This is a genomic window from Burkholderia sp. KL41, from assembly GCF_057005415.2.
On the sequence record NZ_CM174446.1, the window covers coordinates 3,170,453 to 3,193,968 of the forward strand.

The following is a 23,516-nucleotide window of genomic DNA, read 5'->3' on the forward strand; positions in this document are numbered from 1 at the left end:
TAACAAAAAACGCCGGCAAGGCCGGCGTTTTTTGCAGGACGAACCCAAGGGGAAATATTACAGTGCCTTCTTCAGCAGACGGCCCATTTCCGACGGGTTGCGCGTGACGGTGATGCCGCACGCTTCCATGATTTCCAGCTTCGCTTCGGCCGTATCCGCACCGCCCGAGATCAGCGCGCCGGCGTGGCCCATGCGCTTGCCCGGAGGCGCCGTGACGCCAGCGATGAAGCCGACGACCGGCTTCTTCATGTTGTCCTTGATCCACTCGGCGGCATTGGCTTCGTCCGGACCGCCGATTTCGCCGATCATCACGACTGCGTCCGTATCCGGATCGTCGTTGAACATCTTCATCACGTCGATGTGCTTCAGACCGTTGATCGGGTCGCCGCCGATACCGACTGCCGACGACTGGCCGAGGCCCAGTGCCGTCAGCTGCGCAACGGCTTCATACGTCAGCGTGCCCGAACGCGACACGACGCCGATGCGGCCCTTGCGGTGGATGTGACCCGGCATGATGCCGATCTTCAGTTCGTCCGGCGTGATCGTGCCCGGGCAGTTCGGCCCGAGCAGCAGCGTCTTGCGGCCTTCGCGACGCATGCGGTCCTTCACTTCGATCATGTCGCGCACGGGAATGCCTTCCGTGATGCAGATCGCGAGATCGAGGTCGGCTTCGACCGCTTCCCAGATCGCAGCAGCTGCGCCTGCCGGCGGAACGTAGATGACCGACACGGTCGCGCCGGTTTCTGCCTTCGCTTCCTTGACGCTCGCGTAGATCGGAATGCCTTCGAAATCTTCGCCGGCCTTCTTCGGGTTCACGCCCGCGACGAATGCTTCGCGGCCGTTTGCGTATTCACGGCAGGCGCGCGTATGGAACTGACCGGTCTTGCCGGTAATGCCCTGCGTGATGACCTTCGTGTCCTTGTTGATCAGAATCGACATGTATTTTGACCTCTGTTCGATTGGCGTCGCGTGCAAGCCGCGCCGCCATGCGTATTCGATAGCGTTACTTGCCTGCGGCAGCCGCGACGACCTTCTGCGCAGCTTCTTCCATGCTGTCCGCCGAGATGATCGGCAGGCCCGAATCGGCCAGCATCTTCTTGCCGAGGTCCTCGTTCGTGCCCTTCATGCGCACGACGAGCGGCACGTTCAGGTTCACGGCCTTCGAACCGGCGATCACGCCTTCCGCGATCACGTCGCAGCGCATGATGCCGCCGAAGATGTTCACGAGGATCGCCTTCAGGTCCGGGTTCTTCAGCATCAGCTTGAACGCTTCCGTGACCTTCTCGGTCGTCGCGCCACCGCCGACGTCCAGGAAGTTCGCCGGTTCGCCGCCGAACAGCTTGATGGTGTCCATCGTTGCCATCGCGAGGCCTGCGCCGTTCACGAGGCAGCCGATGTTGCCGTCGAGCGAGATGTACGCGAGGTCGAACTTCGACGCTTCGATTTCAGCCGGATCTTCTTCGTCCAGGTCGCGGTACGCGACGATTTCCGGGTGGCGGAACAGCGCGTTCGAGTCGAAGTTGAACTTCGCGTCGAGTGCGGTGACCTTGCCGTCGCCGGAGACGTTCAGCGGGTTGATTTCAGCCAGCGATGCGTCGGTTTCCCAGAATGCCTTGTACAGGCCTTGCAGGATCGCGCGCGCTTGCGGGATCGAAGCAGCCGGCACGCCGATCTTCGCGGCCAGATCGTCTGCCTGGGCGTCGAGCAGGCCCGTCGACGGCTCGACGATGACCTTGTGGATCAGTTCCGGGTGCTTTTCGGCAACTTCTTCGATGTCCATCCCGCCTTCGCTCGAACCCATCAGGACGATCTTTTGCGAGATGCGATCGACGACGAGGCTGACATACAGTTCCTGCTTGATGTCCGCGCCTTCTTCGATCATCAGACGGTTGACCTTCTGGCCTTCCGGACCGGTCTGGTGCGTGACGAGCTGCATGCCGAGGATCTGGTTCGCGTATTCGCGGACCTGCTCGATCGACTTCGCCACCTTCACGCCGCCGCCCTTGCCACGGCCACCCGCGTGAATCTGAGCCTTCACGACCCATACCGGGCCGCCGAGCTCTTCTGCCACCTTGACGGCCTCGTCAACCGAGAACGCCGGCTTGCCGCGCGGTACCGCGACTCCGAATTTCCGCAGGATTTCCTTACCCTGGTACTCGTGAATCTTCATGCGTGATTCCCTTCAGTCTGAGAGTTGGATGAAAAGTCGCTTTAGACGCTTCTTCGAATGATTTCCGTTCATTCCTTCGTGCTGCCATCACCGGGCAAATCCGGCCGAAGCGGGCCATACCACCGCGGGTAATACTGCCGCACGACCTCGCCGTCGAACCGCAACGCACGGCAGCGGCCGAGCTGGAAAGGCGGTTCGGCGTGCACGTCGCCCTGATCCGGCCCTTCGCCGCCCTCCTCGCGCACGTTCCACACGTCACCGGCGAACGCCTGGATCGCTGCCGTCGGCAGCACGGCGCACAGTTCGGTGAGATGGGAACAGCCTGCGACGCCGGCGAGCAGCCGGTTCGCGTTGCGGCGGAAATTGCGGAAGAGATTGAGCCCGATGAGGGCCCGATAGGCAGGAGGGGCGGATTGACAGTGACCGGGATAGGGAACCCATTCCGAAGACGCTTCGGCGTCGACGACATTGAGGTCACGATCGATAGTCACGCGCAGCCAGAGTTCGTGGATCGGCAGGCCCTGGGGCCGGATGCCCGACGCAAGCGCGACATCGCGCGGCTTGTGGTCGGTCAGGCAGGCTTCGATGTCCCACAAGCCGTCGCCGCGCTCGTAAGCTTCCGCTCGGATTGCGCGTCGATGTCGCAACTGACGGGGCACGGGCTCGGATAGCGGCATGCTGGAGGTTGAGGCCGAAGAGGAAAACCCACGGATTTTAGCATATTGGGTATTTGAGACACTTTGACGCGACGGCGGGTATTCCCGCCTGTCCGGAAGCAGTTGCGTTGCAGCAAAATCGCGCGCCACGCGCGCGATCGGCACGGTCAGTCGTCGATCGGGAAATCGTCGCCGACCTTCAGCAACTTCACGATGGTCGCGCTCGAGAAGCCCCGCGCCGCGAGAAAGCGCGCCTGCTTCGCCCGCTCGGCCGGCGTTTGCGGCAGTGCACCGAATTTCTTGCGCCAGACCGCCTGCGCACGTGCCCATTCGGTCTCGCGAAGCTGCTCGTTCACCTCCTCGACGAGCGTATCGCCGACCGCATGACGCTTCAGCTCGCTGACGATGCGCGCGACGCCGACACGCGACGCGCGGCGATGCACGAGACTCTCGGCAAAACGCGCATCGGACAGCCAGCCATCCTTCTCCAGCGCATCGAGCACCGGCTCGACGGACTCGTCTTCGCCGACATACGGCGCGAGCTTGCGCGCGAGTTCCGTGCGGCTGTATTCGCGCCTCGACAGATAGCCGAGCGCACGGCCTTTCAACGAACGCGGCGGCTTCGACGACTTGCGCGTGCCGGCACCCGGATCGTCGCCGGAAGCAGCGCTTGAAGCACCGCCCGACGCACGGCGTGTGCGGCTCGGATGCTGGCTGCTGCGCGTATAGACATCTTCCGTCGCAGGCGCCGACGCATCGGATGCGCGATCGCCAGGGAAACTGACACCGGACACGCGACGACGGGAGCGGTCGTGCGCGTCGAACGATTCATCGTCGTCGAACGGATCGTCCGGTGCGGCAATCTCAAACGAAACGAGGGCATCGTCGGATGCCCTCGTCGCGGTGCGGTTCGCGGCATGGCTGCCCGCGATCCGCCGATCGGCGCTCGAGGACCCGGCTCGCCGGCCGGGGCGACCCGCCGCTTCGGGCGCGTCGCTCTCCTCCGGCTCGCCAGCCTGACCTCGGCGCCCGACCATCACTCTTCTTCGTCCACCGCCTCGGCTTCGTTGCCTGCACCATCGGGCATTGCGACGACGCCGAGCGATTCGCGGATGCGGTTCTCGATCTCGCGCGCGATTTCCGGATTCTCGCGCAGGAATTCACGCGCGTTGTCCTTGCCCTGGCCGATCTTCTCGCCGTTGTAGCTGTACCAGGCGCCTGCCTTGTCGACGATCTTCGCCTGCACGCCGAGATCGATGATCTCGCCCTGACGCGAAATGCCCTCGCCATACAGGATATCGAAGATCGCTTCGCGGAACGGCGGCGACACCTTGTTCTTGACGACCTTCACGCGGGTTTCGTTGCCGATCACCTCGTCGTTCTTCTTGATCGAGCCGATCCGGCGGATGTCGAGACGCACCGACGCATAGAACTTCAGCGCGTTACCGCCCGTCGTGGTTTCCGGGTTGCCGAACATCACGCCGATCTTCATACGAATCTGGTTGATGAAGATCACCAGGCAGTTCGTGCGCTTGATCGTGCCGGTCAGCTTGCGCAGCGCCTGCGACATCAGGCGGGCCTGCAGGCCCGGCAGCGAATCGCCCATCTCGCCTTCGATTTCGGCCTTCGGCACGAGCGCCGCGACCGAGTCGATGACGATCATGTCGATCGAGCCCGAGCGCACCAGCGCATCGGTGATTTCCAGCGCCTGCTCGCCGGTGTCCGGTTGCGAAATCAGCAGCTCCGGCACATTCACGCCGAGCTTCGACGCGTACTGGACGTCGAGCGCGTGCTCGGCGTCGATGAACGCTGCGGTGCCGCCCAGCTTCTGCAGCTCGGCGATGACCTGCAGCGTGAGCGTGGTTTTACCGGACGATTCCGGGCCGTAGATCTCGACCACCCGGCCGCGCGGCAGGCCGCCGACGCCAAGCGCGATGTCGAGGCCCAGCGAACCCGTGGAGACGACCTGGATATCTTCCGCCGCCTCGCCGTCGCCCATGCGCATGATCGAGCCCTTGCCGAACTGCTTCTCGATCTGGGCAAGCGCGGCGGCCAGCGCCTTGCTCTTCTCGGCGGTCATCCCGGAGCCCTTCTTGCTATCTTCCATGAATCGTCCTTTGCTATGATGAGCAGCGTCTGTCAGAGGCGCGCCCGCTTTCAAGCGCCGCCCACGAATGCAGACACTGTATAAAAAAACAGTGTTTTGTGCAAGCCCGCAATGCAGGCTGCGTTGTACACGAATAACTTCGGAGACAGCCGGCCGGCGCGAACGCCCTGCCGGCCATCGGTCAGCACCATGCGAATTCTCATCGCGGAAGACGACAGCATACTCGCGGACGGCCTCACCCGGTCACTCCGCCAATCGGGCTATGCGGTCGACCACGTGAAGAGCGGCGTCGATGCCGATACGGCACTGTCGATGCAGACGTTCGACCTGCTGATCCTCGACCTCGGGCTCCCGAAAATGTCCGGGCTCGACGTGCTCAAGCGCCTGCGCGCCCGCAATTCCAACCTCCCCGTGCTGATCCTGACGGCCGCCGACAGCGTCGACGAGCGCGTGAAGGGGCTCGACCTCGGCGCCGACGACTACATGGCCAAGCCGTTCGCGCTCAACGAGCTCGAGGCGCGCGTGCGCGCGCTGACCCGGCGCGGTGCGGGCGGCGGCCCGACCGTCGTGCGCCACGGCTCGCTCGCGTTCGACCAGGTCGGCCGCATCGCGTACGCGAACGATCGCGTGCTCGACCTCTCCGCGCGCGAGCTCGGCCTGCTCGAGGTGCTGCTGCAGCGGATCGGCCGGCTCGTGTCGAAGGAGCAGCTCGTCGACCATCTGTGCGAATGGGGCGAGGAAGTCAGCAACAACGCGATCGAAGTCTACGTGCACCGGCTGCGCAAGAAGATCGAACCCAGCGGCGTACGGATCTCGACCGTGCGCGGCCTCGGCTACTGCCTCGAGAAGGCCGCGCCCGCCGCGCCCGCCGACTCGGCCGCGCCCCAGCCCGCGGTGGCCGGCACGCCGCTGCGCTGACCCCGGGCGTTGCCGCGATGGCCACGCCGGCCCCTACCCGCCACCCGACCGGCGCGCCGTCGTCGGCCGCCGACGAGGCGCGCGACGCGCGCTACGAGAACCCGTTCGCGCCGCCCGACGAAACCGATGCGCCCGAGGCGCCGCGCCCGCGCTCGCTGTTCGGCGAGATCCTCGACTGGATGCTCGCGCCGCTGCTGCTGCTGTGGCCGATGAGCATCGCCGTCACCTACCTCGTCGCGAAGACGATCGCGAACGGCCCGTTCGATCGCGCGCTCGAGACCAACGCGTACGTGCTCGCGCGGCAGATCCATCCGGTAAACGGCGTCGCCGAGCTGACGCTGCCGCAGCAGACGCGCGACTTCCTGCGCGCGGACAACGTCGACAGCGTCTATTTCCAGGTGCTCGGCACCCGCGGCGAACTGGTCGCGGGCGAAGCCGACATGCCGCTGCCGCGCGACGAGGACCGCCCGCCGCCGGGCGTCGTCATGTTCCGCGACGACCTGCTGCGCGGCAACGACGTGCGCGTCGCGTATACGACGGTCGCGCTGCCGCAATCGGACAGCACACAGCCCGTGCTCGTGCAGGTCGGCGAAACGCTGGACAAGCGCAACGCGCTCGCGAACGACATCATCAAGGGCGTGATCCTGCCGCAGTTCGTGATCCTGCCGCTCGCGATCCTGCTGGTCTGGTTCGGGCTGTCGCGCGGGCTCGCGCCGCTCAACGCACTGCAGGCGCACATCCGCGCGCGGCGGCCCGACGACCTGTCGCCGGTCGAGGCGCAGCGCGCGCCGCCCGAGATCGAGCCGCTCGTCACGTCGTTCAACGACCTGCTCGCCCGTCTCGAACAGAACATGGCGCTGCAAAAGCGCTTCATCGCCGACGCCGCCCACCAGATGAAGACGCCGCTCGCGGGCCTGCGCACGCAGGCCGAGTTCGCGCTGCGCCACCCCGTGCCGCCCGACGTGCAGCGCTCGCTCGAACAGATCGCGACGAGCTCCGAGCAGGCCGCGCGGCTCGTCACGCAACTGCTCGCGCTCGCGCGCGCCGAGAACCGCGCGAGCGGGCTGACGTTCGAGCCGGTCGAGATCGCCTCGCTCGCGCGGCGCGCGGTGCGCGACTGGGTGCAGGCCGCGCTCGCGAAACGCATGGATCTCGGCTACGAAGGCCCGCCGGACGACACGCCGCTCGACGTCGACGGCAACCCGGTGATGCTGCGCGAGATGCTCGGCAACCTGATCGACAACGCGATCCGCTACACGCCGGAAGGCGGCCGCATCACGGTGCGCGTGCGCGCCGAGCCCGCCGCGCGGTTCGTGCATCTCGAAGTCGAGGACACCGGGCCGGGCATCCCGGCCGCCGAACGCGAGCGCGTCGTCGAGCGCTTCTACCGGATCCTCGGCCGCGAAGGCGACGGCAGCGGCCTCGGGCTCGCGATCGTGCGCGAGATCGCCACGCAGCACGGCGGCACGCTGACGCTCGACGATCACGTCTACCAGCACGCCCCGCGCCTCGCCGGCACGCTCGTGCGCGTCAGCCTGCCGCTGACCGAAGCCGCCCCGGATTAACCCTGACGCGCGCCGCCGCGGCCCGCCTCGATTACGTCAAAATCGACGATTTTGGCGACGTTAAAAGAGCGATAGGCACTCAAAGCCGAAAATTAGACGAAAGTTAACGCGCACCCGCTTTGCACACGCGAGTCAGTCCGCCGTAAGTTTCCCTACCAATAATCGTCAACAGGCCCGCCCCACCCAAGGCGGCCGCACACCTACAAAGGGACTTGGAGACGACTCATGGCAACGTTAGGCGGGCAAATTTCGCACTCGCCGATGACGGGCGAAGAGAAGAAGGTGATCTTCGCGTCGTCGCTCGGCACCGTGTTCGAGTGGTACGACTTTTACCTGGCCGGCTCGCTCGCGGCCTACATCAGCAAGAGCTTCTTCTCCGGCGTCAACCCGACCGCCGCCTTCATCTTCACGCTGCTCGGCTTCGCGGCCGGCTTCGCGGTGCGGCCGTTCGGCGCGATCGTGTTCGGCCGCCTCGGCGACCTCGTCGGCCGCAAGCACACGTTCCTCGTGACGATCGTGATCATGGGCATCTCGACCTTCGTGGTCGGCTTCCTGCCCGGCTACGCGTCGATCGGCATCGCCGCGCCCGTGATCTTCATCGCGATGCGGCTGTTGCAGGGTCTTGCGCTCGGCGGCGAGTACGGCGGCGCGGCGACCTACGTCGCCGAGCACGCGCCGGCCAACCGTCGCGGCTTCTACACCGCGTGGATCCAGACGACCGCCACGCTCGGCCTGTTCCTGTCGCTGCTCGTGATCCTCGGCGTGCGCACCTTCATCGGCGAGGAAGCGTTCGGCAGCTGGGGCTGGCGCGTGCCGTTCGTCGCGTCGATCCTGCTGCTCGCGGTGTCGGTGTGGATCCGGATGCAGTTGAACGAATCGCCGGTGTTCCTGCGTATCAAGGCGGAAGGCAAGACGTCGAAGGCGCCGCTGACCGAAGCGTTCGGCCAGTGGAAGAACCTGAAGATCGTGATCCTCGCGCTCGTCGGCCTGACCGCCGGCCAGGCCGTCGTGTGGTACACGGGCCAGTTCTACGCGCTGTTCTTCCTCACGCAGACGCTGAAGGTGGACGGGGCGAGCGCGAACATCCTGATCGCGATCGCGCTGCTGATCGGCACGCCGTTCTTCCTGTTCTTCGGTTCGCTGTCGGACAAGATCGGCCGCAAGCCGATCATCCTCGCGGGCTGCCTGATCGCGGCACTGACCTACTTCCCGCTGTTCAAGGCGCTCACGCACTACGCGAACCCGCAACTCGAGATCGCCACGCAGAAGGCGCCGATCACGGTCATCGCCGATCCGGCCGCCTGTTCGTTCCAGTTCAACCCGGTGGGTACGTCGAAGTTCACGAACTCGTGCGACATCGCGAAGAGCGCGCTCGCGAAGGCCGGCCTGAACTACGAGAACGTCGCGGCACCGGCCGGCGCAACGGCCGAGATCAAGGTGGGCGACACGGTGATCCCGGCCTACGAAGGCAAGGCGACCGACGCGAAGGCGCAGGGCGCGGCGTTCGACAAGACGCTCGCGTCGACGCTGAAGGCGGCCGGCTACCCGGCCAAGGCGGACCCGGCGCAGCTCAACTGGCCGATGACGATCGTGATCCTGACGATCCTCGTGATCTACGTGACGATGGTCTACGGCCCGATCGCCGCAATGCTGGTCGAGATGTTCCCGACGCGGATCCGCTACACGTCGATGTCGCTGCCCTATCACATCGGCAACGGCTGGTTCGGCGGCTTCCTGCCGGCCACCGCGTTCGCGATCGTCGCGGCGAAGGGCGACATCTACTCGGGTCTCTGGTATCCGATCGTGATCGCGCTGGCCACGTTCGTGATCGGCCTGCTGTTCGTCAAGGAGACGAAGGACTCGAACATCTACGCGCAGGATTGAGGGTGAAGGGCGGGTTGTCGTTTCCCGGACGCGGGTTCCGGCGAACGACAACCCGCCCCACGGCGAGGCCGGCACGGGCCGCCGGCAACTTTTTTCGCGGAAGATGAAAAAAGGTGTTGACAGCCCGAGCGTCGATCTACATAATTCAAGTCTTCGGCGAATTAGCTCAGTCGGTTAGAGCGACGGAATCATAATCCGCAGGTCCGGGGTTCGAGTCCCTGATTCGCCACCAAATGTAGAAAGGGCTCAGCGCAAGCTGAGCCCTTTTTCTTTGCTCTGACCCGTCCTGCAATAGGTTGACACTTTTTCGACGAATCGAAGATGTGGCAAGTGGAGCAAGGGATCAAGCGGACGCAGCAAGACTACAGTCTGGCTTTTAAGCTGTCGGTCGTGGCGCAGGTCGAAAAAGGCGAGCTGACGTACAAAGAGGCGCAGCGACGCTACGGCATCCAGGGTCGCTCGACCGTGCTGGTATGGTTACGCAAGCACGGCTTGCAGGATTGGGCCGATCCATCCGGTCGTGCCTCATCGGACTCCACCATGCCGAAGCAAGGATCGAAGCCGCCCACGCCCGAGCAGCGCATCAAGGAACTGGAAACGCAATTGCGCGAAGCGCAGGAGAAGGCTGCGCTGTTCGAGGCCGTGCTCGACGTGATGCGCAAGGATTACGGGATCACCGTAAAAAAGCCTTCGGGCAGGTCGTCGCGCAAAAGCGGATCGAAAAGCTGAGCGTCGAGCGGGCCTGCCGCTATATGGGCATCAGCCGGCAAGCGTATTACAAGCGTTGCCGGTTCGAGAAGCATCGCGATTCGGAGGCTGTGGCCGTGACCGCCCTCGTCGGGCCTGTCAGCAATTTCGTGTTCAAGGCATATGATGCTCCGAAGGAGACTATATGCCTCGCAAACCGAAAGCCAAACCGATAGACCTGCCGGCGATTCCCGCCGCGTTGCTTGAGCAATTCGGCAGCGGTCCGATGACGGCCGAAGCGATCAACGCCGCAACGATGGCCCTCAAGAAGGCGCTGATCGAGCGAGCACTGGGCGGTGAGATGAGTCATCATCTGGGCTACCCGCCTGGCGCGGCCAAGCCGAGCGCCGTAACCAATCAGCGCAATGGCACGGGCGCCAAGACGGTGCTGACCGAGGACGGCCCGATCCGTATCGAGGTGCCTCGTGACCGCGACGGCAGCTTCGAACCGCTGCTGATTCCCAAACACGAACGACGCTTCACGGGCTTCGACGACAAGATCGTCGCCATGTACGCCCGGGGCATGACCGTGCGTGAGATTCAGGGATTTTTGCAAGAGCAATACGGTACCGAGGTTTCGCCCGATTTCATCAGCTCGGTCACCGACGAGGTCATGGCCGAAGTGACCGCCTGGCAAGCGCGGCCGCTCGAGCCGATGTATCCGGTGGTGTTCTTTGACGCGCTGCGGGTCAAGATTCGCGAAGACGCCGTGGTGCGCAACAAGGCGATCTACCTTGCGCTGGGCGTTCTGCCCGACGGCACGCGCGATATTCTAGGCTTGTGGATCGAAGGCACCGAAGGCGCCAAGTTCTGGATGAAGGTGTTCAACGATCTCAAGACACGTGGCGTTCACGACATCCTAATCGCCGTGACCGACGGCCTCAAAGGCATGCCCGAGGCGCTGGCTGCCGTGTTTCCGGCGACCACGCTGCAGACCTGCATCGTTCACCTGATCCGCAACAGCCTCGATTACGCCAGCTGGAAAGACCGTCGAGGATTAGCCGCAGTGATTCGCCCAATCTACTGCGCACCGAGTGCGGAGGCGGCTCAGGCAGAACTCGACGCCTTTGCCGCAGGGCCATGGGGCCAGAAATTCCCGACAGTCAGTGCGGCATGGCGCAACGCCTGGGATCGTGTGATTCCGTTCTTCGCGTTTCCGCCGGCGGTTCGCAAGGTTATATACACTACGAACGCCATCGAGAACATCAACTCGCAGCTGCGCAAGATCATCAAGACTCGAGGACACTTCCCGACCGATGAGGCTGCCACCAAGCTCATCTGGCTGGCACTGCGCAACATCACCGCCGATTGGGGGCGTGCTGCTCATGACTGGAAGGCGGCTATGAACCAGTTCGCCATCCTTTACGAGGATCGATTCGTTCGACCATCCGTGTGAATCTCAACCCGCCTTGAACACGGAAATCCTGACACCCCCGCATCTGGTATCTCCGGGTCGCCCTCAATCTCTTCAAGCTGCGCTCAGCACCCGGCGACCTGAACAAATTTCGCATCAATCTCAAGCAAGGCATCATCGACGCCTGTACGCGGTGATACCGAACGGCGCAAAAATCGATACCCCGCGCAATGCCGCCCGGCACACCGCAGTACGCACACGACACCGCGCTTAGAATCGGTACGTCCAAATTCCCGCTGCATCCGGGCATAACGTCAATGAGAAAACGCCTCGCATGCTTCCTGTCGATTCTGATCGGCATCGCAATCCCGCTCGCCTGCCGGGCCGACCCGCTGCCAGACACCACCGTCGACGGCCTGCATTGGAGATTCGAGCAACTGCACGACACCGGGCACGATGACGATTACGAAGTAGCCGCCCGTCGAGGCGAACAGGTGCTGATCTGGGACAATGGCAAGAACCGGCAAGCTTATGCAGGAGCCGTGTTCCTGCTGGTCTCCGCTCCCTATGATCAGGTGCAGCCGCTGGTGGAGCGCGTGCTGCAACGGACGAGCCCGGTCAAGGCCAGTGCCAATAGCTGGCAGTTGCAGAATATGCCGGCCCCCTGGAGCCATGTCCTGTTGTCGCGCCGGCCGGACCTGCGCGCAGCCATCGCCGACCATGCGACCCTGCCGAAACTGCAGCAGGCGCTGCAACAAGGCGCAATCACCCGTCAGGAACTGGACTGGCGCATGGATCAGGCTCGGGCCCGCGTCGACCGGCTGTTCCGCGGCTCCGGCCTGCCCGCGCTGCAACCCACCTACGCGTTCTGGGAGGCCCGTCAGGATCACAGCGACGGCATCACCGGCCAGTACCGGAGCGCGCTGTCCGTCAGGGTGCAGGACACGAGCGCCATATTCGGGCATCCGGCGACGGTCGTTCAGTTCGGTCGCATCGACTCCCGGCCCAACCCCGACTACAGCCTGTGGAAAGCATTGACACTCCAGGACCTGGACGTGTTCAGCGGCAACCGGACGCAATCCAGCAGGACCGGCATCTCCGTCGTCCCGGCCGACGTGTTCACGGCATTGACCGACGCGTTGTCCGCACTGCCGGCCACGCTGGAAATCGCCACGTCGCCCGCTGCATGGCAGTTGCCCTCGGCACCGTCGATGCCGCCCCCCGCCATCAAGCCGGTGGCGCCGGACCCGAGCGCCCCGGTAATCAAGCCGTCGATCATCCGCTGGGACACGTTCGTGACCGACCCGTCGCAACGCACGTTGCTGTACCCGCACGACATCCTCGGCCTGCCGGATGGCAGCCTGCTGTTCAGCGCCCAGGTGGCCGACAACCGCGGCTGGAACGAGTACGTGTGGCGGCTGCGCGCGGCCAACGGCGCGTTGCAGGCGGACGAAATCTGGCACGGCAAGGAGGGGCCGCGACAGATGATGATCAACGGCGACGGCAGCGCCGTCTGGTTCGACGGCCAGCCCGACGCCAAGAGCAAGCCATGCCTGTACCGATACGACATCGCGAGCAGCAAGGTCGATCGTCATGAAGTCGTCTGGCCGAGCGAGACCGATTGGCGAGACCATCAGATGAGCGATATGTCCTGGATTCTCGATGACGATCTGCCGGCCAATTTCTGGCATGACCTCCGGCATGGCGAGAAGGACACGAATCCGGTCGGCTCCGAGTTCCTGACCGTGCAGCGCCCGGCGTCACCGCCGCCGGGCAACGACGATCCATGGCCGTTCGTCACGACGCTGTCGTCGGTACGCCAGTCGCTGATGGACGAGATCAGCAACGGCAGCAATGCGCTGATCTGGCCGGTACGCTGGCGGCCTTCCGGGAGCTACTGGACGGAGGATGCGCAAGGGCTCGCCGAGCTGGACGCCCGCACCGGCCGCACGCTGCGTACGATCGCGTTGCCCCGGCGCATCGGCACACCGGATTCCTTCAGCGCCGCCGGCGTCGCGCAATGGGTGCCCAAGCCGCTCGGCTCGCCGCAGGGTCAATGGATCGCGACAGGCTTCGCGCTGTTGCTCGACGACGACGGCAGCACGCCACCTCCCGTGAAGGACCCGGGCCCGAAACGGGCGCGCTTCGCCGGCATGCACGTGGTGGATCTCAAGAACGGGCACGTACTGTCGGCCCTGCTGGGCGCTGCCGACACCTTCAAGGCCGCCGCCCGTTCGGCAAACGGTCGCTTCCTTGCGATGGGTACGACCTGCAAAGCGGGCGGCTGGAAACATCGCGTGGCACTCTGGGATGTCGCACAGGGCCGCACGCCCGTACAGCTCGACGCATCGTCGCTACCCAAAAACAGCGAGATCCAGGCGCTGGCCTTTTCGTGGGACGGTTCTGCGCTGTGGGCAATCGGCACGCGCGAACTGATGCTGTGGAAATTGCCCGCCGCACTGCGCGATCGCGCGGGGCAAGGCGCTGTTCCGGATCAATCCCGCAACTGAAACCGTGGCATCGACACGCGGCTTTTCCGGGACGCCAACACCGCGGTGACCGGCGGCACGGCCACCCCGGCCGCGCCCCGGCGCCTCACGCCGCCACCGCCCCGCGCTGCAGCTTCGCCGCCTGCGCTCCCACCCGCCCGCGCCAGTTCTCCCCGCCTTCCAGCGACGGCGTCGCCTCGAACACCTCCGCGACCCAGTCGGCGAACACACGCACCTTCTGCGACAGGTGCCGGTTGTGCGGATAGACGATCGAAATCGGCTTCGGCTTCGGATTGCAGTCAGGCAGCACCTCGACCAGCGAGCCGTCGAGCAGGTTCGGCAGCACCATGAACAGCGTCGGCTGGATCATCCCGAACCCTTCGAGCCCGCACGTCACATAGGCATCCGAATCGTTGACCGTGACGCTGCCGTTCATCCGCACCTCGAACGGCTTGCCGTCGATCATGAACACCCACGGAATCGCACGCGCGCCGTGGCTCGCACGGAAATTCACCGCGTGATGGTCGGCGAGATCGGCAATCTCGTGCGGCTCGCCGTGACGCGCGAGGTAATCGGGCGACGCGCAGGTCACGCGCTTCAGCATCCCGATCCGCCGCGCGACCATCGACGAATCCTCGAGCGGCCCGACCCGGATCATGCAGTCGATGCCCTCCTCGACCGGATCCACGTAGCGGTCGGAGAGCCCCAGTTCGAGCGTGATGTCGGGGTAGCGCTGCCGGAAAATCGACAGCGACGGCAGCACGATGCGCCGCCCGAGCGAACTCGGCATGTGGACACGCAGCACGCCGCTCGGCTTGCGGTTGCCCGTCTGGAAACTCGCGTCGGCCTCCGCGATCTCCGAGATGATCTTCGTGCAATGCTCGTAGTACGCCGCACCTTCCGGCGTGAGCGACAGCCTGCGTGTCGTCCGGTGCATCAGGCGCACGCCCAGCAGCGCCTCGAGGTTCTGAATGATGGTCGTCACCGACGCGCGCGGCATCGCGAGCGTGTCGGCCGCGCGTGTGAAGCTGTTCGCGTCGACCACACGGGTAAAAACTTCCATTGCCTGGATTCGGTCCATGCCGCTCCCCCTTCGAATCGCCAACGGAACAGAATAGAGCGCGCGACGGGCACGGCACAAGCCCCCGTCCATTGTTCTCTGATCCTGAATAGTTTCTGCGTTTCGGACTGGAAATCGATCGATTTTCGTTCAGTCGCACTCGGCGATCGTTCCGGCCCCGAGCGCAGCCGCACGCCGTGCGTTATCGCACGAATCGCTCGCGATAGCCTTGCGGCGACACGCCGAGCACCCGCACGAAACAGCGTCGCAGCGTCTCCTCGGAGCCGAAGCCGCAACGCGCGGCGATCCGCTTGACGGGCCATGCCGTTTCGCCGAGCAGGCGCTGCGCGGCCTCGACGCGGAGCTGCTCGACCGCGCGCGCGGGGGTGCGGCCGGTGCCCGCGCGGTAGTGGCGCACGAAGCTGCGCTCGCTCATGCTTGCGCGCTCGGCCAGCGCGGGCACCGACAGGTCGGCCGTCAGGTGCTCCGCCATCCACGCATGCAGTTCGCCGAACCGGTCGTCGGTGCGCTGCATCGACAGCATCGTGCTGAACTGAGCCTGTCCGCCCGGGCGCTTCAGGAACACGACGAGTTCGCGCGCGACGTCGAGCGCGGTCGCCCGCCCCAGGTCCTCCTCGACCAGCGCAAGCGCGAGATCGATGCCGGCCGTCACGCCGGCCGAGGTCCACAACGCGCCTTCGCGAATGAAGATCGGATCGGATTCGACGCGCACGTTCGGATAGCGCGCCGCGAACTCGTCGCAGCGCGCCCAGTGCGTGACCGCACGGCGCCCGTCGAGCAGGCCGGCCTCGGCGAGCAGGAATGCGCCGGTGCAGACGGACGCCACGCGCCGCGTGCGCGCCGCCTGCTGCCGCACCCAGCGCACCAGCCGCGCGTCCCGGGATGCCGCATGCACGCCCTTGCCGCCGGCGACGATCAGCGTATCGGGATGGCGTGCGGCCGAGCGCAGCGACTCGGCCATCACGACGAGACCCGACGACGTCTCGACGGGCCCCGCCTCGGCCGCGACGACACGCGGCGCGTAGGGCGCCGGCTGGCCGCGCTCCAGCGCGAGCTCGTTGACGGACGCAAACACCTGCAGCGGCCCCGACACGTCGAGCAGCTGGGCACGAGGGAACGCGAGGACCAGGATCGAACGCGGGGCGGCAGGCATGGCGATTGGCTGAAAACGTGGGTGATATGGCAATTTCGCCAAACACTACGCGCCTAGAATCGATCTGTCCATCCCGCGCCGGCAACGGTGCGCCCCCCTTCCAACCGGAGTCTTCGCATGACCCTGCATATCGGCTTTCTCGTGTTCCCGGGCGTCCAGCAACTCGATCTCACCGGCCCGCACGACGTGCTCGCATCACTGCCCGACGCGGCCGTCCACCTGGTCTGGAAGTCGCGCGACACCGTCGCGTCGAGCAGCGGGCTCGCGCTCGCGCCGACCTGCACGTTCGACGATTGCCCGCCGCTCGACGTGATCTGCATTCCGGGCGGCATCGGGATCAACGAACTGCTGCTCGATGCCGAAACGATCGCCTTCGTGCAGCAGCGCGCGGCCACCGCGCGCTACGTGACGTCGGTCTGCACGGGCGCGCTGCTGCTCGGCGTGGCCGGCCTGCTGCGCGGCCGGCGCGCGACGACGCACTGGGCATTCCACACGCTGCTCGAACCGCTCGGCGCGGTGCCGGTGCGCGAGCGCGTGGTGCGCGACGGCAACCTGATCACGGGCGGCGGCGTCACGGCCGGCATCGACTTCGCGTTGACGATCGCCGCGGAACTGGCCGGCGACGAGGAAGCGCAGGCGATCCAGCTGCAACTCGAATACGCGCCCGCACCGCCGTTCGACGCCGGTTCGCCGGACACCGCGCCGGCAGCCGTCGTGAAGCGCGTCACCGAACGTTCGGCGGCCAGTTTCGCGAAGCGCAAGGCGACGATCGAACAGGCGCTGCGCGCGGTGTCGCGCTGAATGCGGGTACGGGGAAATTGCCTCGATGACAGAAAGACGACGCGCACTCGCGCCGGAGAACATATCGATGAACATCGTCCGCAGCGCCGCGTTCACCGCGGACCGTGCGTGGGGCGCGCTCGACATCGCGAACCTGGGCGGCATCACGGTTCGCCTGCACTGGACCGACCAGCCGTATCGATGGCACTTGAACGACGGCGAGGAAGTGTTCGCGGTGCTCGACGGTCGCGTCGAGATGCGTTATCGGGAAGCAGGCGTCGAGCACGCGACGGTGCTCGAAACGGGTGACGTGTTCCACGCGACGGCCGGCACCGAGCATGTCGCGCATCCGCTCGGCGAAGCACGCATCCTCGTGATCGAAACCGAAGGCAGCGCCTGACGGCCGTTGGCCGTGCGCCGGGGCCACGTGGATGCCGACCGCATCCGCGCGGCGGGTTTCATCCGGAGATCGTCCCGGTGGCCTGCGACGCGATCAGCTTCGGCTGCGGCGTGCACTGGCACTGGCACAGGTCGTGTTCGAGCGCGACGACCTTGCCCATCACGGTCATCGTCCGCTCGCCGCCGTCGGACACGATCACGCCGGGCGACTTGCAGGCGGCGCAGAACACGGACCCGCCGAGATAGGCGAGTTCGCGTCCGTCGAACGACGAATTGGCGATCCCGTCGAGCACGACACCGCCGTGGTCGGTCGTGTCGCCCTTCAGAATGAATTTGCGGCTCATGTGTCGGTTCTTCCCTCGGAAATGCCGTGCAGCGCAGCATCACGGCCGCACGCGGGCAATCGGAATCCACCCGTCGATCGCGGGCGTGCCGCGAGCATATCACCGCTCGCGGCCGCCGCCTGCCGATCGCCGCATCCGTTAGAACTTGTGCCGGATGCCGATCCGCGCCTCGAACTGGCGGTCGTTCGCGGACGCGCCGGGGCCGTTGATCGCGGCAACCGCCGCGTGCCCCGTCGAATCGGTGCCCGATGCGCGCTGAAAGACGGCGGTCGCATACACGTCGGTGCGCTTCGACAGGAAATAGTCGAGCCCGGCCGCCACCTGGTGGTACGTCGCGCCGTCGCGGCCGTTCACGCCGCCGCCGCGCGTGTAGTCGTACGCGACGCCGCCGAACAGGTAGGGCGTGAACTGGTAGCGCACGCTGGCCTCGACGTTGTTGAACACCGCGTTGCCGGACACGCCGCCGGGGTTCGGCCCGGAAGACAGGTCGCCGAGCCCGCGGAACGACGTGTTCGTATACATCGCGCCGAGCGTCACCGCGCCGATCGCGTAGGTGCCGCCCGCCGCCGCGACCTGCAGCGTGCGCGCCGACGCATAACCGGAATACACGGGCGACAGCATGTTGTTGCCCGGCACGCCGCCGACCACCGGCGCGGGGCTGCCGGTCGTGCCGAAGAACGACACGTTCGGGTTGCGCGCATTCAGGTAGCCGGCCGCGACCACGAGCGGCCCGCGCGTGTAGCCGGCCGTCATCGACCACACCTGGTTGCGCGTCGCCGCGCCCGCGATGCCGCCCACGCCATACATGGCCGCGAAGCGCAATCCGCCGTAGTCGTTGCTGGTGAACTTGATCGCGTTGTTGGTCGAGTTCGCGTTGTTCACGTTGTCGAGATCACCGGGGTGCGCAACCATGTAGCCGCCGAACAGCGCGGCGGCCTCGAGCGGCCCGAGGAAGTCGACGTTGGTGTCGTACTGGCGCCCGAGCGTGACGGTGCCGAACGGCCCCGACAGCCCGACGAACGCCTTCTTGCCGAAGATCAGCCCGCCCTGCCCGAGCTTGCCGGTGCTCGGGTCGAAGCCGTTCTCGAGCGTGAAGACGGCCGCCAGCCCGCCGCCGAGATCCTCGACGCCGCGCAGCCCCCAGCGGCTCGCCTGCTGCACGCCGCCGAGCATCCGCCACGCCGGCTTGCCGCTCACGGTGCCGTTCGGGCCGGCGACCGCAACGTTGCTCGTGTAGGTCAGCCCTTCGTCGATAATGCCGTACAGCGTCACGCTGCTCTGTGCGTGCGCCGCACCCGAGATCAGCGCGACGCCCGCGCCTGCCAACAGCCGTTTTTTCATCGGAAGGTCTCCATTGCGCGGGTCGAATGGCAAAACGCAGGCGTGCGCGTCCCCCGCAGGCGCGCGGCCTGCTCCGGAGCAAACCGGAACGGTCAGGGGTAAATCGGGGAGGACGGCTAGCGCATCGCGTCGGCGACGACCGCCGGCGGGGCCCGGCGGCGGCCGGCCGCGGCTTCGTACGCGTGACCGAACTGCAGCACGCCCCAGTCGTCGCGATAGCGGCCGACGATCTGCATGCCGATCGGCAAACCGGTCGCGCCGAAGCCGCACGGCACCGACAGGATCGGCGCCTCGGTCGACGACAGGTACCAGCACACGCGCATCCAGTCGATGTACGACGTGCTCGCGGCCCCCTGCACGTGCGCAGGCGAGCGCAGGCCGACGTCGAACGGCATCACCTGTGTCGTCGGCAGCACGTAGAACGCGTAGCGCTGCATGAACGCGCGCATCCGCTCGAACAGCCGCGTCTTGCGCACGAACATGCGGCCGAGATCGGCGGCCGTCAGCGACCGATGCAGCCGGTATTCATCGTGAATCTCGGGCTTCAGCGCCGCACGTTGCGCATCGTCGAACCCGTCGACCAGCGTGCCGATCATCCATGCGCGCTCGATGCGGAACACGTCCTCGGCGTCCGACAGATCGGGATCGTCGAATTCGACTTCGCAACCGAGCGCCGCGAACACACGCGCCTGCGCATCGACCGCCCGCGCGATCTCGGGATCGACCGGCACGCCGGGCAGGCCGCGCGACATCGCGATGCGCGTGCCGCGGAAGTCGCGTTCGAGCGGCTGCGCGAAGCGTGCGCCCGGGTCCGCGAGTTCGGTCGCGGTCTCGCCGCCCGGCCCGGCGATCGCCGACAGCAGCAACGCGGTATCGGCCACGTCGCGCGCCATCGGCCCGTCGACGCCGAGCGTCGCCCAGCCGTTCAGGTCGGGCGCGCGCGGCACGCGGCCCGGCGACGGCCGCAATCCGACGACGTTGTTCCACGCGGCCGGGTTGCGCAGCGAACCGCCCATGTCGCTGCCGCACGCGAGCGGATTCATCCCGCACGCGAGCGCGGCCGCCGCGCCGCCGCTGCTGCCGCCCGCGGAACGCGTCAGGTCCCACGGGTTGCGCGTCGCGCCGAACACGTCGTTGAACGTATGCGACCCGGCGCCGAATTCGGGCGTGTTCGACTTGCCGATCATCAGCGCACCGGCGCTCGCGCAGCGGCGCACGACGAGCGCGTCATGCAGCGGCACGTGATCGGCGAACAACGGCGAACCGTAGGTCGTGCGCACGCCGCGCGTCGCGGTGAGATCCTTCTGCGATACCGGCAGCCCGTGCAGCGGCCCCTGCCATTCGCCGCGCATCCAGCGGGCGTCGATGTCGCGCGCACGGGCGCGCAGCACGTCGGGATCGACGACGGTCACGAGCGCATTCACGCGCGGGTTGACCGTCGCGATCCGCGCGAGATGCGCATCGAGCAGGTCGCACGCGCTGATCTGCCGTGTCTTCAGCAGGTCGAGCATCGTGCGGGCGGACAGGTCGCACAGGTCGCCGGCCATCACGTCGGCGGGCGGGGACGATAGCGAAACGGTGGCGGTCATACGGTTCGGGGCGAAGAAGGAAGAAAGCGGGAAATAAAGCGGGAAGGAAGGCGGCGGCAGCGGTCACGCATCGTGTTCGCTGCGATCCGATGCGAACGCGAGCGCGACGAGCGACAGCACGCCGCAGACGATCACGTACCACGCGGGCGCCGCCGGATTGCCGGTCGCGCCGATCATCCACGTGACGATGAACTGCGCGAAGCCGCCGAAGATCGACACGCCGCCCGCATATGCGATCGACAGCGCGGTGGCGCGCGTGCTCTTCGGGAACAGCTCGGCGAGGATCACGCCGTTCGCGCCGGCGTTGATCGAGTGCAGCGCGGCGAGCAGCATCACGACCGCGTACATCGTCGCGATCGACGGCACCGCGCGGATCAGCCAGAAGCCCGGCAGGATCAGCACGGTCAGCGCGAGGCGCGACCACAGCGCGACGCGCTTGCTGCCGTTGCGATCCGCCAGCCGCCCGCCGACCGGCGCGGCGACGAACATCACGGCGCCGGACAGGATCCCGCACCACAGCGCGGTATCCATCGGCAGGTGCAGCACCTTGATCGCATACGTCGACATGTAATACAGCACGATGAAGTGCGCGGCCGTGCCGCCGACCACGAGGCCGAGCGCGGTCAGCACGGCGCCGCCGTCGCGCCGCAGCACGGTGCCGAGCACGGCCGACGAACGCCGCGCGGCCGCGGCCGGCGCGTGCTGCTCGAGCGCGCTGAAGCGTGCGCGCAGGTACAGGCCGATCGGTGCGATCAGCACGCCCAGCAGGAACGGCACGCGCCAGCCCCACGCTTCGAGCGAGGCGGTATCGAGGAAATGCGACAGCAGGAAGCCGACGAACGAACCGGCCAGCGCCGCGGCACCCTGGCTCGCGAACTGCCAGCTCGTGTAGTACCCGCGTTCGCCGGCCGGCGCGCGTTCGGCGAGCAGCGACGTCGATACGCCGACCTCGCCGCCGGCCGAAAAGCCCTGTAGCAGCCGCGCGACGACGACCAGCACGGGCGCCGCGATGCCGATCTGCGCATAGGTCGGCAGCACGCCGATCATCCCGGTGCCGATCGCCATCGTGACCAGCGTGAGGTTCATCGCGGGCACGCGGCCGAAGCGGTCGGCGACGAGCCCGATCACGACACCGCCGATCGGCCGCGCTATGAAGCCGACGCCGAAGGTCGCGACCGACATCAGCAACTGCTGCTGCGCGGAGACCGCGGGAAAGAACAGTTTGCCGAGCAGCACCGCGAAGAAACTGAACACGGTGAGATCGAAGAATTCGAGGCCGTTGCCGATCGTGATCGCGACAATCAGCTGACGATTGGACGGGGATGCGGCAACGTCGCCGACATGCCCGCCGAACATGCTGCCTGCTCGGGGCGCCTTCATGAAGGTATGTCTCCGTACTGGTTATGCGTGTCGTGTGCACGGCCCGTTGGACGGCCTGCGCATGCAGTCTAGGCATTCAAAATACGCAGCCCGGAGCGACATTTTTCGATCGTGATAACGCACGGTTATCGCGTGCTTTCCGCGCGGAAACGCGGTGTAGGATACGAACGTCGCCACCGCCGCCGCGCCCCGCCTCGCCGTGAAACACCACCAGCTCCGGGCGCTTGCCGCCATCGCCGAACACGGCAGCCTGCGCGCGGCCGCGCGCGCGATCCACCTGTCGCAGCCCGCGCTGACGAAGGCGATCCGCGAACTCGAACTCGATCTCGGCGTGCCGCTCGTCACGCGCAACGCACGCGGCGCGCAGCTCACGCGTTTCGGGCAGGCCGTCTATGCACGCGCGCGGCTGATCCTCGCGGAGATGCAGCACGCGCGCGACGACGTGATCCAGCTGTCGGGCGGCAAGGAAGGTGCGCTCGCATGCGCGCTGACGCCGCTGATGTCGCTCGGCTTCCTGCCGGCCGCGCTCGACGCGTTCCGCCAGCGCATGCCGACGATCCGCCTCGACGTGCGCGAAGGATTTCTCGACACGGCGCTGCCGCGGCTGCGCGACGGCTCGCTCGACTTCGTGATCGCGATCGTCGATGCGACCCGGCTGTCGCCGGAGTTCACGTTCCGGCCGCTGCTCGCATCGGAACTGATCCTGATGACGCGCGCGAGCAATCCGCTGCGTCACTGCACGTCGCTCGCGCAATTGCAGGACGCGCAGTGGATTCTCAACACGTCGCCTGAAAGCATCGGCCGGCTGCTGCAGGACGTGTTCGTCGCGCACGGTTATCCGGCGCCGCAGCCGATCGTCGAATGCACGTCGTTCAGCGCGGCGTTTTCGCTGTCGGTGCACACCGACACCGTGTCGTGCGTGCCGAAAAGCTTCATGGAAATCGACTGGATTCGCGAGCGGATGGTCGCGATCGACGTGGAGGAAACGATTCCGGCCGTGTCGGTCGGCGTGCTCACGCGCCGCGATGCGCTGAACACGATTGCCTGCGACTACCTGATCCACTGCTTCGTCGAAGCCGTGCGCCGGCACGATCGCGCGACGCTGCTGTGGCGGTAGCGCCGCCGTTCAGACGAACAGCGCGATGCACAGCGCGGCGCCGCACAGATACGTGCCGAGCGCGCCGATGAAACGCACCGGATTCGGGTTGGCCATCGTCGGCCACGCGAGCAATCCGATGACCAGCAGGCAGCGGCACACGGTTGCCGCGACGATCAGCGCGAGGATCGCGCGAGACGGATCGTGGGCGCCGAAATGGAGAAACAGCACCGCGAGGAACGGCGCGTATTCGGCCGTGTTGCCGTGCGCGCGCACGATCTTGTGCAGCCCGTTGGTCGGATCGGACGCACACCCGGCCCCGATAGTGCATCGAAAGCGCGTGACGGACACGACGAACCCGAGCCCGAACAGCAGCAGCCCGAGGATGGCCGTGCACACGAGTGCGACGGGATGGATCGCCATGGGACTCCTGGCGGAAGCGGACATGCGCCGCACATCCGGC

At 66.4% G+C, this 23,516-nt stretch carries 21 protein-coding genes, 1 tRNA gene and 1 pseudogene; 10 read left to right on the top strand and 13 right to left on the bottom strand.

Features of this window, described 5'->3' with window-relative positions; translation table 11 throughout:
* Positions 1–57 precede the first annotated feature (57 nt).
* From sucD to PQB87_RS14960, 6 genes are all read right to left on the bottom strand, one after another.
* Positions 58–939, bottom strand: a complete 882-nt coding sequence (sucD, locus tag PQB87_RS14935; protein ID WP_006477916.1) for a succinate--CoA ligase subunit alpha — start codon at positions 937–939, stop codon at positions 58–60.
* A 64-nt stretch (positions 940–1,003) separates the two neighbouring features.
* On the bottom strand, positions 1,004–2,170 hold the full coding sequence (sucC, locus tag PQB87_RS14940; protein ID WP_006477915.1) for an ADP-forming succinate--CoA ligase subunit beta: 1,167 nt from the start codon (positions 2,168–2,170) through the stop codon (positions 1,004–1,006).
* A 68-nt stretch (positions 2,171–2,238) separates the two neighbouring features.
* Positions 2,239–2,847, bottom strand: coding sequence for a DUF2889 domain-containing protein (locus PQB87_RS14945; protein WP_042975512.1), 609 nt, complete (start codon positions 2,845–2,847; stop codon positions 2,239–2,241).
* Positions 2,848–2,993: 146 nt separating this feature from the next.
* Positions 2,994–3,863 carry a recombination regulator RecX gene (gene recX, locus PQB87_RS14950; RefSeq protein WP_489242310.1) on the bottom strand — a complete coding sequence of 290 codons (870 nt, stop codon included), beginning with the start codon at positions 3,861–3,863 and terminating at the stop codon, positions 2,994–2,996.
* Positions 3,863–4,933 carry a recombinase RecA gene (gene recA / locus PQB87_RS14955; RefSeq protein ID WP_021160193.1) on the bottom strand — a complete coding sequence of 357 codons (1,071 nt, stop codon included), beginning with the start codon at positions 4,931–4,933 and terminating at the stop codon, positions 3,863–3,865. The genes recX and recA overlap by 1 nt, the downstream gene beginning before the upstream one ends.
* Positions 4,934–4,983: 50 nt before the next feature.
* Positions 4,984–5,124 (bottom strand): hypothetical protein, encoded by a 141-nt coding sequence (locus PQB87_RS14960; protein WP_153488778.1) that lies wholly within the window; start codon positions 5,122–5,124, stop codon positions 4,984–4,986.
* Here PQB87_RS14960 and PQB87_RS14965 point away from each other — a divergent pair.
* The 7 genes and pseudogenes from PQB87_RS14965 (at position 5,123) to PQB87_RS14995 (ending at position 13,911) form a co-directional block, all read left to right on the top strand.
* Entirely contained in the window at positions 5,123–5,851 is a 729-nt protein-coding gene (locus PQB87_RS14965) for a response regulator transcription factor (protein WP_059485396.1), read from the top strand. The genes PQB87_RS14960 and PQB87_RS14965 overlap by 2 nt on opposite strands.
* Positions 5,852–5,868: 17 nt before the next feature.
* Positions 5,869–7,416, top strand: a complete 1,548-nt coding sequence (locus PQB87_RS14970) for a sensor histidine kinase (RefSeq protein WP_059688798.1) — start codon at positions 5,869–5,871, stop codon at positions 7,414–7,416.
* A 225-nt stretch (positions 7,417–7,641) separates the two neighbouring features.
* Positions 7,642–9,300 carry an MFS transporter gene (locus PQB87_RS14975; protein WP_059688797.1) on the top strand — a complete coding sequence of 553 codons (1,659 nt, stop codon included), beginning with the start codon at positions 7,642–7,644 and terminating at the stop codon, positions 9,298–9,300.
* 155 nt (positions 9,301–9,455) lie between these two features.
* A tRNA-Met gene (locus PQB87_RS14980) sits at positions 9,456–9,532 on the top strand.
* Between the two features lie 98 nt (positions 9,533–9,630).
* Positions 9,631–10,148, top strand: a pseudogene (locus PQB87_RS14985) (transposase family protein); the annotation flags it as partial.
* Between the two features lie 44 nt (positions 10,149–10,192).
* A complete protein-coding gene (locus PQB87_RS14990; RefSeq protein WP_489242314.1) occupies positions 10,193–11,443 on the top strand; it encodes an IS256 family transposase in 1,251 nt (416 codons plus the stop codon).
* 275 nt (positions 11,444–11,718) lie between these two features.
* Positions 11,719–13,911, top strand: coding sequence for a WD40 repeat domain-containing protein (locus tag PQB87_RS14995; protein WP_489242316.1), 2,193 nt, complete (start codon positions 11,719–11,721; stop codon positions 13,909–13,911).
* Positions 13,912–13,996: 85 nt separating this feature from the next.
* Here PQB87_RS14995 and PQB87_RS15000 read toward each other — a convergent pair whose 3' ends face one another.
* Positions 13,997–14,971, bottom strand: a complete 975-nt coding sequence (locus PQB87_RS15000; protein WP_027789208.1) for a LysR family transcriptional regulator — start codon at positions 14,969–14,971, stop codon at positions 13,997–13,999.
* A gap of 181 nt (positions 14,972–15,152) precedes the next feature.
* Positions 15,153–16,124 (bottom strand): GlxA family transcriptional regulator, encoded by a 972-nt coding sequence (locus tag PQB87_RS15005; protein WP_059485393.1) that lies wholly within the window; start codon positions 16,122–16,124, stop codon positions 15,153–15,155.
* A 117-nt stretch (positions 16,125–16,241) separates the two neighbouring features.
* Here PQB87_RS15005 and PQB87_RS15010 point away from each other — a divergent pair, with 117 nt between their 5' ends.
* Positions 16,242–16,925 carry a DJ-1/PfpI family protein gene (locus PQB87_RS15010; RefSeq protein ID WP_111938848.1) on the top strand — a complete coding sequence of 228 codons (684 nt, stop codon included), beginning with the start codon at positions 16,242–16,244 and terminating at the stop codon, positions 16,923–16,925.
* A gap of 67 nt (positions 16,926–16,992) precedes the next feature.
* Positions 16,993–17,304 (top strand): cupin domain-containing protein, encoded by a 312-nt coding sequence (locus PQB87_RS15015; RefSeq protein ID WP_489242319.1) that lies wholly within the window; start codon positions 16,993–16,995, stop codon positions 17,302–17,304.
* Between the two features lie 58 nt (positions 17,305–17,362).
* On the opposite strand, the gene PQB87_RS15020 is transcribed toward PQB87_RS15015, so the two are convergent.
* The 4 genes from PQB87_RS15020 to PQB87_RS15035 all read right to left on the bottom strand — a co-directional run bounded on the left by PQB87_RS15020 (position 17,363) and on the right by PQB87_RS15035 (position 21,957).
* Positions 17,363–17,647 (bottom strand): PAAR domain-containing protein, encoded by a 285-nt coding sequence (locus PQB87_RS15020; protein ID WP_059688793.1) that lies wholly within the window; start codon positions 17,645–17,647, stop codon positions 17,363–17,365.
* A 138-nt stretch (positions 17,648–17,785) separates the two neighbouring features.
* Positions 17,786–18,988 carry a porin gene (locus tag PQB87_RS15025; protein ID WP_489242321.1) on the bottom strand — a complete coding sequence of 401 codons (1,203 nt, stop codon included), beginning with the start codon at positions 18,986–18,988 and terminating at the stop codon, positions 17,786–17,788.
* Positions 18,989–19,104: 116 nt separating this feature from the next.
* Positions 19,105–20,577, bottom strand: coding sequence for an amidase (locus PQB87_RS15030; protein ID WP_301860917.1), 1,473 nt, complete (start codon positions 20,575–20,577; stop codon positions 19,105–19,107).
* Positions 20,578–20,640: 63 nt separating this feature from the next.
* Positions 20,641–21,957, bottom strand: a complete 1,317-nt coding sequence (locus PQB87_RS15035) for an MFS transporter (RefSeq protein WP_059688791.1) — start codon at positions 21,955–21,957, stop codon at positions 20,641–20,643.
* Positions 21,958–22,156: 199 nt separating this feature from the next.
* Here PQB87_RS15035 and PQB87_RS15040 point away from each other — a divergent pair, with 199 nt between their 5' ends.
* Positions 22,157–23,074 (top strand): LysR substrate-binding domain-containing protein, encoded by a 918-nt coding sequence (locus PQB87_RS15040; protein WP_059688790.1) that lies wholly within the window; start codon positions 22,157–22,159, stop codon positions 23,072–23,074.
* Positions 23,075–23,083: 9 nt separating this feature from the next.
* Here the strand turns inward: PQB87_RS15040 and PQB87_RS15045 are convergent, their stop codons facing one another.
* Positions 23,084–23,476, bottom strand: coding sequence for an MAPEG family protein (locus PQB87_RS15045; RefSeq protein WP_060067204.1), 393 nt, complete (start codon positions 23,474–23,476; stop codon positions 23,084–23,086).
* Positions 23,477–23,516 lie beyond the last annotated feature (40 nt).